The organism is uncultured Campylobacter sp. (assembly GCF_937997595.1).
Taxonomy (GTDB): Bacteria; Campylobacterota; Campylobacteria; order Campylobacterales; family Campylobacteraceae; genus Campylobacter_B.
This window is the reverse complement of record NZ_CALKTS010000056.1, coordinates 1-9351: the sequence shown is the minus strand read 5'-3', so window position 1 is coordinate 9351 and position 9351 is coordinate 1. Positions and strand designations below refer to the sequence as shown.

Genomic DNA, 9351 nt, shown 5'->3' with positions numbered 1-9351 from the left:
TAATCGCATAAATTTAAAATTTCAAATGCCGCGCAGTGTCCTAGCCGCGCACTAAATTTAAGTATCACGCGCTGATTGGCTTGCGTTTTGCCGCACGGCGCACCGTAACGGCGCTGCGAAAACAAGTAGCCAAAGGCACCAAGTGCGCTTTTAAATTTTAAAATTTCAAAACCAAAATTCCGCCCCATAGCACAGCTTTGCGCGCCGCCTCGCGATCAAGCCTCTTTTAAAATTTTATAACGCCTTTCGCCCTTAACCGCTCTTTTAAATACAAAAACAAATCAAGGTCGAGAAGCGCCGATTGCGCAATGCTCGCAATCAAGATCACCGATCGCGCGATACTTACGACCGATCGCCGCGCCTACCTTGCAAAGCCGCCTTTTTTCGGACCGCCCTTGCCGTGGCAGTCTTTGTATTTTTTGCCGCTGCCGCAAGGGCAAGGATCGTTGCGCTTAGGCTTTTTGTCGCCGAACTCATCGGGGCCTTTTAGCTGCGCTTCATTCGTACTTGCGGCGGCGAGCTCTTTGGCGTTTGAGCTCTCCATGCGCTCCTGCATCGCGCGCTGCTCGGCTTCGATCTCCTCCCTAGATTTAAACTGGATCGAATGCAGCAAGCGGATGCTGTCGGATTTGAGGCGCATTACAAGCTCCATAAAGAGATTATAGCTCTCCTTTTTATACTCCGTAAGCGGGTCTTTGTGGTTGTAGCCGCGAAGTCCGATACCCGCCTTTAGGATATCCATCTGATACAGATGCTCCCGCCAGTCGCGATCGACGATCTGTAAATAAAGCATCTTTTCGATACTTTTGCGCTGCTGCGGATCGATCGGCGCCATCTTGTTTTCATACGAAACCGCTAGCGCGCCGATGATCTTTTCTTTCAACTCTTTGAAATCATCGACCTTCTCAAGCTCGCTATTTTCGAGCACCTCGCCCGTTTCTTGAGCGATTTTGGCGACGATCGGGAATTTATCGACCTCTTTGATATTTGCGCCGTCGAAAATTTCAAGCTCCTCAAGCACGCTAGAGATGTACTCCTCGCGGTTTTGAATGATTTTATCTTTCAGATCGTAGTCGGGGTCCAAAAGCTCGTTGCGATATTTATAGATCGTCTTGCGCTGCTCGTTTGCGACGTCGTCGTATTCTAGGATATTTTTACGCGCTTCAAAGTGCAAGCTCTCGACCTTTTTCTGTGCATTTTCTACGGCGCGCGAAACCATGCCTGATTCGATATGTTCGCCGTCTTTTAAACCCAAGCGATCCATGATATTTTTGATCTTGTCGCTGCCAAAAATTCTAAGCAGATTATCCTCCAAGCTTAAGAAAAACCTACTCTCGCCCGGATCACCTTGGCGCCCGCTTCGTCCGCGTAGCTGGTTATCAATGCGGCGGCTTTCATGGCGCTCGGTACCTAAAATATATAGCCCGCCCAAAGCGCGCACTTCATCGTCTATACGGATATCCACGCCACGTCCCGCCATATTCGTAGCAATCGTCACCGCGCCCTTTACGCCAGCGTCTTTGATGATCTGCGCCTCACGCTCGTGATTTTTGGCATTTAGCACGGAGTGCGCGATGTTTTCTTTAACCAAAAGCTCGTGCAGCTTCTCGCTCTTTTCGATCGACGCCGTACCTACTAGCACGGGCTGACCTTTGGAATTTAGCCGCTTGATCTCATTTATGACGGCGTCAAATTTCTCGCGCTCGGTCTTGTAGATAAGATCGTTTTGATCCTTTCTGATGACCGGCACATTCGTAGGGATAGAGACCACTTCGAGTTTGTAAATTTGAGAAAATTCCGTTGCTTCTGTCTGTGCCGTACCCGTCATACCAGCGAGTTTTTCGTAAAGGCGGAAGTAGTTTTGAAAGGTAATGTCGGCAAGAGTTTGGCTCTCCTCCTGGATTTGCACGCCCTCTTTAGCTTCAAGAGCCTGGTGTAAGCCTTCGCTGAATCTGCGACCTTCGCTAAGACGACCCGTAAATTCATCCACGATTATGACCTGCCCGTCGCGCACGACGTAGTGCACGTCCTTTTCAAATAGATAATTCGCCTTAAGTGCTTGATCAAGGTAGTGGCTAAGCACTGCATTTTCGAGACTATAGAGGTTATCGACGTCAAAAAGCTTCTCGGCTTTTGAAATTCCTGCCTCTGTAATCAAAACAGCGCGGTTCTTCTCATCTACGGTAAAATCACCCGTAGCTTTGCCTTTCGGATCGGCTGGCGCCTCGCCGCGGATCATTTGGCGAGCTACTTCATTTGCCTTGATGTAGCCGTCTAGAGTGCGGTTCGTAGGACCTGAAATGATAAGTGGCGTCCTGGCTTCGTCGATTAAAATACTATCAACTTCATCGACGATTACGAAATGATGCCCGCGTTGCACCTTTTCATCCGCGCTAAATTTCATATTATCGCGCAGATAGTCAAAGCCAAACTCGTTGTTTGTGCCGTAGGTGATGTCGCACGCGTATGCAGCCTTGCGCTTGGCGTCGTCGTATTCGCCGCCTACGATCACACCGGTGCTAAGCCCTAAAAATTCATATAGCTCGCCCATTTGCGCAGCATCGCGCTTAGCTAGGTAGTCGTTTACGGTCACGACGTGAACGCCCTTGCCCTCCATCGCATTTAGCACTACTGCCAAGGTCGCTACGAGGGTCTTTCCTTCGCCCGTTTTCATCTCGGCAATCGCGCCGTCGTTTAGCACCAAACCGCCTATCAGCTGAACGTCGAAGTGACGCATATTTAGCACCCTTTTGCCAGCCTCTCGCACGATAGCAAACACTTCGTTAAGTACGTCGTCCGTGCTCTTTTCGCCCGCGCGAACTTGCGCTCTTAACGCTTCAAATTCCGCCTTAAGCGCCGCATCGTCCATCGATGCGTAGTTTTCCTCGAGCGCACTGATCTGCGCTGCGCGCTTGGCGTATTGTTTGACGATCCTATCGTTTTTAGTACCAAAAATCCCGTGGATGACCTTTTTAAACATCTCAAACCTTAGTTTTAAAATTTTAACCGCGCATATTAACATATTTTTAGTTTCTATTTAATTAAATCCTAGAAAAACGGCTATAATACGCGCAAATTTTCAAAAATAAAGGCAAAATTTATGAAAAAAACTCTTATTTCTTTAGCAGCGAGCTGCATTTTTGCATTCGCAAGCGGGATAGAATTCGATACGCTGAGCGCAAATTTTTCGCAAATCGTGCAGAGCGACGATGCGAAAATCAGCTACGGCGGCGATTTTAGCGCCACAAAAGAGCACGCCGTGTGGCATTACAAGACCCCTACGATAAAAAATATATTTTTTAGCTTCACAAAGGTCGTCGTAATCGAGCCCGAACTCGAGCAAGCTATCATCACGAATATCAAAGAAACGCCAAATTTAACCGCGATCCTAGCGAACGCAAAGCCAAATAAAAACGGCGTTTATGAGGCGAGCTTCGACGACGTTAAATATCTCATCGAGCTAAAAGAAGGTCTGCCGAGTAAGATCAGCTACACCGACAAAATGGACAATAAGGTCGTCATTAATCTAAGCAACGTCCGCAAAAACGCGCCGGTAAACGAGGCGATCTTCAAGCCCGCAATCCCAAAAAACTACGACATTATCACGCAGTAGGCGCGCGTGAGGCTACTTTTCGTCTGTCACGGCAATATCTGCCGCTCGCCGATGGCGCAGTCCGTGATGCAAAATTTCATTAATCAAAGCGGTCTAAGTGCGCGAGTGAGCGTAGATTCTGCCGCTACGCACGCCGACGAGATCGGCTCGCCGCCCTACTACGAAACGCAGCGCGTGCTAAAAGAGCAAAAGGTACCGCTCGTAGCGCATCGCGCCGTGCAGGTCACGCCCGCAGACTACGAGCGCTACGATCTGATACTTTGCATGGATGATGAAAATATGCGCTCGCTGGGGCGAATTTTTCGCGGCAAGGATATGGCTAAGGTAAAATTTCTTTTGGAATTTGCAGGGAGAAATTTTACAAGCTGCGATGCGCGAAATTTCAAAGGCTCGGCAAAACAAACCGGCTTAAATTTAAAAGGCGCCGGTTCAAATTTAACCGCCTCCGAATGCCTACAAATCGCCGATCCATACTACACGCGCGATTTTGAGCGCTGCTACGCAGATATCAAACGCGGCTGCGAGGGGCTCTTGCGATACATTAAAAATTCAGACGGAATTTGCTAAAATCCGCGATTAAATTTTAGCGTCTTTAAAGAGGCGCGATTTAAAGCGATAATTCAAGGAAAAATATGTTTAGGCTTTTGATCGTTCCATATCTGATAATTGAGGCATTTACGACCTATTATTTCGTAAGCGCAAACGGCTTCGCGGCATACGCGGTGGAGATCGTCATAAGCGCGATTTTAGGCGGATACGTCGTAGCAAACCGCTCGTGGATGGGCTTTTTTAATCTAATGAAAATCTCGCCGAAAGAAATTTTAAGCGGCGTAGGCTTCGTCGTAGGCGGCGTTTTTCTCATTGCACCTGGCATTTTCGGCGATATTTTGGGCGTTTGCATAATCACTGCGTCGTTTTACTGCGTCACCAGCGACGTGCCTAAATTTAACGCTAGCAGCGAAAATTCCGAAAAAAGCGAACGAAAATTCTGGCGACGCAGCCGCGCAAACGACGACGTAATCGACGTAGAGGTGATCGAAGAGAACGAAATCGAGATTCGAAAAAGCATAGGAGAGGAAAAATGAAAAATTTGATCATCGCTACGCGCGGCAGCGTGCTTGCGCTGTGGCAGAGCGAACACATCGCATCGCTGCTTGAAGCGCATGGCATCCGAGCGCAGCTAAAAAGCATGAAAACCAAAGGCGATAAAATTTTAGACACGCCGCTTGCAAAGATCGGCGGCAAGGGGCTTTTTACGAAAGAGCTTGAGGAGAGTATGCTTCGCGGCGAAGCTCACATCGCCGTACATAGCCTAAAAGACGTGCCCGTGGAGTTTCCGCAGGGGCTAGTGCTAGCGGCGATCTGCGCGCGTGAGGACGTGCGCGATGCGATGATTAGCGAAAAATACTCTAAATTTGATGAGCTGCCCCGCGGCGCAAAAGTCGGTACCACGAGCCTTCGCCGCAAGATGCAGCTGCTTAGCATGCGGCCTGATTTAGAGGTGATCTCCTTGCGCGGCAACGTCCAAACCCGCTTGCGAAAGCTCAAAGACGGGGAATTCGATGCGATTATCTTGGCGATGGCGGGCATCAACCGATTAAATTTACGCGCCGAGATAAAGCACATAGCGCCCTTTGAAATCTCGCAGATGATCCCTGCGATGGGGCAAGGAGCGCTCGGCATCGAGGCGGTGGACGAGCCGCAAATCCTGCGCGCGATAGAATTTCTAAAAGACGAGCGCGCGATCATCGAAACGACAGTAGAGCGGGATTTCGTTAGGGTTTTGGAGGGCGGCTGCCAGGTGCCGATCGGCATCAACGCGCGCCTTGACGGCGAAAATATCCACATCAGCGCGATCGTGGGCCTACCGGACGGCAGCGAGAGCATACGCCAAAGCATCGTCGCGCAAAAATCGCAATACCAAGGCGTAGGCGCGGAACTCGCGCGAGTTTTTATCGAAAAGGGCGCAAAACAGCTTCTTGCGCGTGCCGAAGAGATGGCGAGCCTATAAAAGGTGAAATTTACGGAGTTTTAAAATTTGCAAAATTTTAAAATTTCTAGAATTTATAGACTTTTTAAATTTATAAAATTTCAAAAGGTTAAATTTTGAGCTTATTCAGATTTTTTAAAACGGCAGGATTTTCAAAAATTTTTGCTCCTCTAATACTTTGCGCAAGCTGCGCGTTAAGCCTAAACGCCAGCCCCAATGAGGAGCTCGTCCGCTCGCTGTTTAGCGACACAAACTTCGATAAAAATCTTTATTTTAAAGGCGAGATGAGAAGCTATTTAAAGCGTAAATTCTACGCGGCGGATAACTATAGCGAAATCACAGTTGCTCCGCTTGGACGCAGCAGCGAATTTAGCGAGATTTTTCACGTATTTTTGGGCTCTAAAGAGAAGCACTTCGATCTCTATGTCTATACCAAGGAGGACGGGATCTACGCCGTGCGAGTTTTAGCGCAAACCGCCATTATTGAGGCTATCGTAAGCGAATATGAAAAATTTAACGAGGCGCAAAAACGCGAATTTGAGCAAAGAACTGATGCAGATATCGTAAATTTAAAGCTAATCTTGGCGCCCGATAAAGAGCTTGTGGGGTTCGGCAAACAAAACCTAGCGGCATTTGAAAAAATTTACGAGCTTTACGCTAGCGGTGAGTCCGAGCGCGCTAAAGCAGAGATCAAAAGCCTGCATCTCTCTCACGCCGAGACGAGCGGCAAAAGATTTATGCTGCTCATCGGCGGGGTCACCGATAACTCCGTGGGCTTTTTGCGGGTGCAAGATGAAGCTGACCTGCCACAAATGAGTCCTAGCGAGTTTATAATGATAGAAAAAATTGCGCCGAATTGGTATCTTTTTAAAACCACATAAAAAGCCGCGCCGCAAGCGGATTTAAAGCTTCGCGGCAATCTAAATTTAAAAGCGTTACCCGCAGCTTAACCGCACCGCCGATCAAAAATCGCGCGAATTTTAAATTTAAAAAGACGATCTGTAAATTCCGCATGCCGTAAATTTTTAAAGAATTTTAAAATTTTTTGAAGTCTAAATTTAAACAAAGCATCGCCAAAGCGCGCCCTGTCGCCCCAAATTTAGAGCCAAGGGGCGAGGCGGCGTAGCCTTAAACGCCACCCGGCCCAGGCTTAAACTGCGCAAAGTCCACTCCCGTCGCGTCCAAAACCGCCCGCGAATAGAAATAGAGGCTATAAAATAGCTCATCGTCGTAAAAGTGCTCCTCCCAGAGCTCCTCGTCATTCTCATCGCTCTGCGGCCACAGATATTTTTCCGCAAGCATATCCGAAAAGCTCGCTAGCGGCGCTGCGTGCGAGATCTTATCGGCGTCATCGCAAATCTCAAGCATAAACGCAAAAAATCCGCCGAGCCGAGCCGCGATAAAGCCTGCCGCTTCGTTTTCGCAGTTGTCGTTTTCGTCGTTTTTGCTTGCCGCATAGTTTTGCTTTTTGCCCGCCACGGCGTTTTGATTATTTTTATTCGCGTTTTTGCCCGCCACGGCGCGCGCATACATAAAGATGCGCGCCAAAAAGAGCAGCGTAAAAGGTGTTGCGTACCAAAGCGTACTTTGATGCTCCATCTCGTTAAAAATCTTACTAAGCGCATCCTGAAGGTCCTTGGCGTCAAATTTATCCCGCTCGCTCGCATTCGAGCTCTTATCCGCCGCGCTCGTTTTAAATTTACTCGCCTGGCTCGCTTTAAATTTTATCGCCACGCTATCCGCACTCTTAAATTCCACCTCGCCGCACTTCGCTGCGTCCGTTTTAGATTCCGTCTCTCCGCCCGCTTTAAATTTCGCCACTTCGTTATCTGCCTTTTTAAATTTCGACTCACTCTTTTGCGCTAAATTTACGGAATTTTGCGCCGCGCCGCATCTTGCCGCATCCGTAGAATTTTGCCCGCAACCGGGCTCGCTTTTTAAATTTTGCCCTGCTCCGGACTTGCTTTTTAAATTTTGCTCGCCGCCCGAACTGCGCGCCGCATCACAAGCTTCGATTGCCCGCGCGAGTTTCTCAAAAATTTTGGGAAACTCGCTCGCCCTGCCGTAAGCGGTCGTGAGCCTACTCCACGGCACGTCCTGCGCTTTTAAATTTGCGATATATTTCAAATTTTGCTCATTCATCCGCGCTCCTTGCGAATATTTTTAAATTTAAGCTCTGTGAGCCGTTAAAATTTGCGCTCTCGGTTCAAATTTAGCCTCTTTCGCACGCAAATTTAAACCGAGCCCAGGCGCAAATTCTACCTCGTAAGCTCCCTGCTATGCTCGATTAGATCCTCTATCTGTTCGCGCGGCACCGCATCAAGGCAGACGCTGATCCAGTGCTTTTTATTCATATGATAGGCTGCAAAAATTCCTTTTTCGTCACGCAAAATTGCCGCCAAATCGGGCGAAACTTTTAAATTTATCACGTCGCTTGAGCCAGGAAGTGCGCGACCGAGCTTTTCGTTTGCAAGCCCGCGCATCAAAAGCGCAAACCACTTGCGCTTCCCTCCTGCGTGACGAAAAACCGCAAAATTCGGATATTCATCCCACAGATACTCGCCATCCGCGCCGTAGCGCTGCTTCATTAGTTTTAGGACGCTGCTGAAGTTCATTCTCGTTCCTTGATATTGATCTTTTCTTTGCGCAATCGCGCCAACCACTCATCCAGCGTCTTTTCAAAACCAATCCCTTTACTTTCGTAAAATTTCGCCGCCTCGCTCATATAGGCCTGCTCGACCCAGCCGCCGAAGTCGTGCGGGTATTTGTAGTCTGCGATCTGCTTGTCCGAGTTGATGAGATAGCGCGGCGTAGGCAGCGGCGCAGCGGAGCGGACGAACTTCAAAGCGGCGTTGATGCCCAAATACGCGGCGTTTGACTTGGGGCTGTGCGCCAGATAGATCGCGCATTGCCCTAAGATGATGCGAGCTTCGGGGTAGCCGATCTTGCTGACGGCATTTAGCGTGCTAGTAGCGATATTTAGGGCGTTTGGATTGGCATTGCCGATATCCTCGCTAGCTAGGATCACCATCCTGCGCGCGATAAAATCCGCGCTCTCGCCCGCATCTATCAGCCTCGCGACATAATACAGCGCGGCGTCGGCGTCGCTGCCGCGCAGGCTTTTGATCATCGCGCTAGCAAGCTCATAATGCAGATCGTCGCTGCTAACGCCCGCAGCGACGGCATTTGCGCGCAGCGTGCGAAGTGTATCCAGCGTAATGGCGCTGTCTGCTAAAAGCGCAAATTCCAGCAAATTTAACATACTCCTCGCATCGCCGCTGCTGGAGTTTAGCAGGTATTTTCGCGCCTCCTCGTCCATCTCAAAGCCGATCTCGCCCTGCACCCGCGCCAAAAGCGCCTCCAAATCCTCGTAGCTAAGCGGTTCGAACTCAAAGATCATCGAGCGTGAGCGGATGCCGCTGCTTAGCACAAACTGCGGATTTTCCGTCGTCGCGCCGATGATGATCGCGGCGTAGTTCTCCATCGGGATTAGCAGCACCTCCTGCTGCGTCTTGCTGAGGCGGTGGATCTCGTCGATGAAAATGAGCGGCTTGATGAGCGAGCCCGCGTGCGAGGATAGAATTTTGCGGATATCCTCGACCTTCAGGCTCGTAGCGTCAAGCTCGTAAAAATCGTAGTTCAGCTCGCTTGCGATCACGCGCGCCATCGTCGTTTTACCGCTGCCTGCGGCGCCGAAAAATATACTGTGCGGGATGCTGCCTGCGGCGACGAATTTTTTAAAAACCGC

Annotated in this window: 10 protein-coding genes; 5 read left to right on the top strand and 5 right to left on the bottom strand. The window is 49.4% G+C overall.

All coding sequences use genetic code 11. The features are described from left to right. Positions 1-188, bottom strand: a 188-nt coding sequence (locus Q0614_RS01715; RefSeq protein WP_298786084.1) for a hypothetical protein, incomplete at its 3' end; no start/stop codon positions are given. A gap of 173 nt (positions 189-361) precedes the next feature. Further along, positions 362-2980, bottom strand: a complete 2619-nt coding sequence (gene secA, locus Q0614_RS01710; protein ID WP_298786082.1) for a preprotein translocase subunit SecA — start codon at positions 2978-2980, stop codon at positions 362-364. 120 nt (positions 2981-3100) lie between these two features. Between secA and lolA the strand changes: the two genes are divergently transcribed. The 5 genes from lolA to Q0614_RS01685 all read left to right on the top strand — a co-directional run bounded on the left by lolA (position 3101) and on the right by Q0614_RS01685 (position 6484). Further along, positions 3101-3613, top strand: coding sequence for a LolA-like outer membrane lipoprotein chaperone (lolA, locus tag Q0614_RS01705; RefSeq protein ID WP_298786080.1), 513 nt, complete (start codon positions 3101-3103; stop codon positions 3611-3613). Between the two features lie 6 nt (positions 3614-3619). After that, positions 3620-4180, top strand: coding sequence for a low molecular weight protein-tyrosine-phosphatase (locus Q0614_RS01700; protein WP_298786078.1), 561 nt, complete (start codon positions 3620-3622; stop codon positions 4178-4180). 65 nt (positions 4181-4245) lie between these two features. After that, a complete protein-coding gene (locus Q0614_RS01695) occupies positions 4246-4698 on the top strand; it encodes an FxsA family protein (RefSeq protein ID WP_298786076.1) in 453 nt (150 codons plus the stop codon). Next, positions 4695-5624 (top strand): hydroxymethylbilane synthase, encoded by a 930-nt coding sequence (hemC, locus tag Q0614_RS01690; RefSeq protein ID WP_298786074.1) that lies wholly within the window; start codon positions 4695-4697, stop codon positions 5622-5624. Before Q0614_RS01695 ends, hemC begins: the two co-directional genes overlap by 4 nt. Before the next feature lie 95 nt (positions 5625-5719). Then, positions 5720-6484 (top strand): hypothetical protein, encoded by a 765-nt coding sequence (locus tag Q0614_RS01685; RefSeq protein WP_298786072.1) that lies wholly within the window; start codon positions 5720-5722, stop codon positions 6482-6484. A gap of 247 nt (positions 6485-6731) precedes the next feature. On the opposite strand, the gene Q0614_RS01680 is transcribed toward Q0614_RS01685, so the two are convergent. The 3 genes from Q0614_RS01680 to Q0614_RS01670 form a co-directional block, all read right to left on the bottom strand. Next, positions 6732-7745, bottom strand: a complete 1014-nt coding sequence (locus Q0614_RS01680; protein ID WP_298786068.1) for a hypothetical protein — start codon at positions 7743-7745, stop codon at positions 6732-6734. A 116-nt stretch (positions 7746-7861) separates the two neighbouring features. Then, positions 7862-8218, bottom strand: coding sequence for an MmcQ/YjbR family DNA-binding protein (locus Q0614_RS01675; protein WP_297896650.1), 357 nt, complete (start codon positions 8216-8218; stop codon positions 7862-7864). Continuing rightward, a partial coding sequence (locus Q0614_RS01670) for a replication-associated recombination protein A (protein ID WP_298786066.1) occupies positions 8215-9351 on the bottom strand: 1137 nt, incomplete at its 5' end. The genes Q0614_RS01675 and Q0614_RS01670, both read right to left, overlap by 4 nt.

What these genes read in the sequence shown, in the direction of transcription:
- secA (WP_298786082.1), bottom strand. Translation starts at nt 2,980, where the DNA reads ATGTTTAAAAAGGTCATCCACGGGATTTTTGGTACTAAAAACGATAGG.
- lolA (WP_298786080.1), top strand. Translation starts at nt 3,101, where the DNA reads ATGAAAAAAACTCTTATTTCTTTAGCAGCGAGCTGCATTTTTGCATTC.
- Q0614_RS01695 (WP_298786076.1), top strand. Translation starts at nt 4,246, where the DNA reads ATGTTTAGGCTTTTGATCGTTCCATATCTGATAATTGAGGCATTTACG.
- hemC (WP_298786074.1), top strand. Translation starts at nt 4,695, where the DNA reads ATGAAAAATTTGATCATCGCTACGCGCGGCAGCGTGCTTGCGCTGTGG.
- Q0614_RS01680 (WP_298786068.1), bottom strand. Translation starts at nt 7,745, where the DNA reads ATGAATGAGCAAAATTTGAAATATATCGCAAATTTAAAAGCGCAGGAC.
- Q0614_RS01675 (WP_297896650.1), bottom strand. Translation starts at nt 8,218, where the DNA reads ATGAACTTCAGCAGCGTCCTAAAACTAATGAAGCAGCGCTACGGCGCG.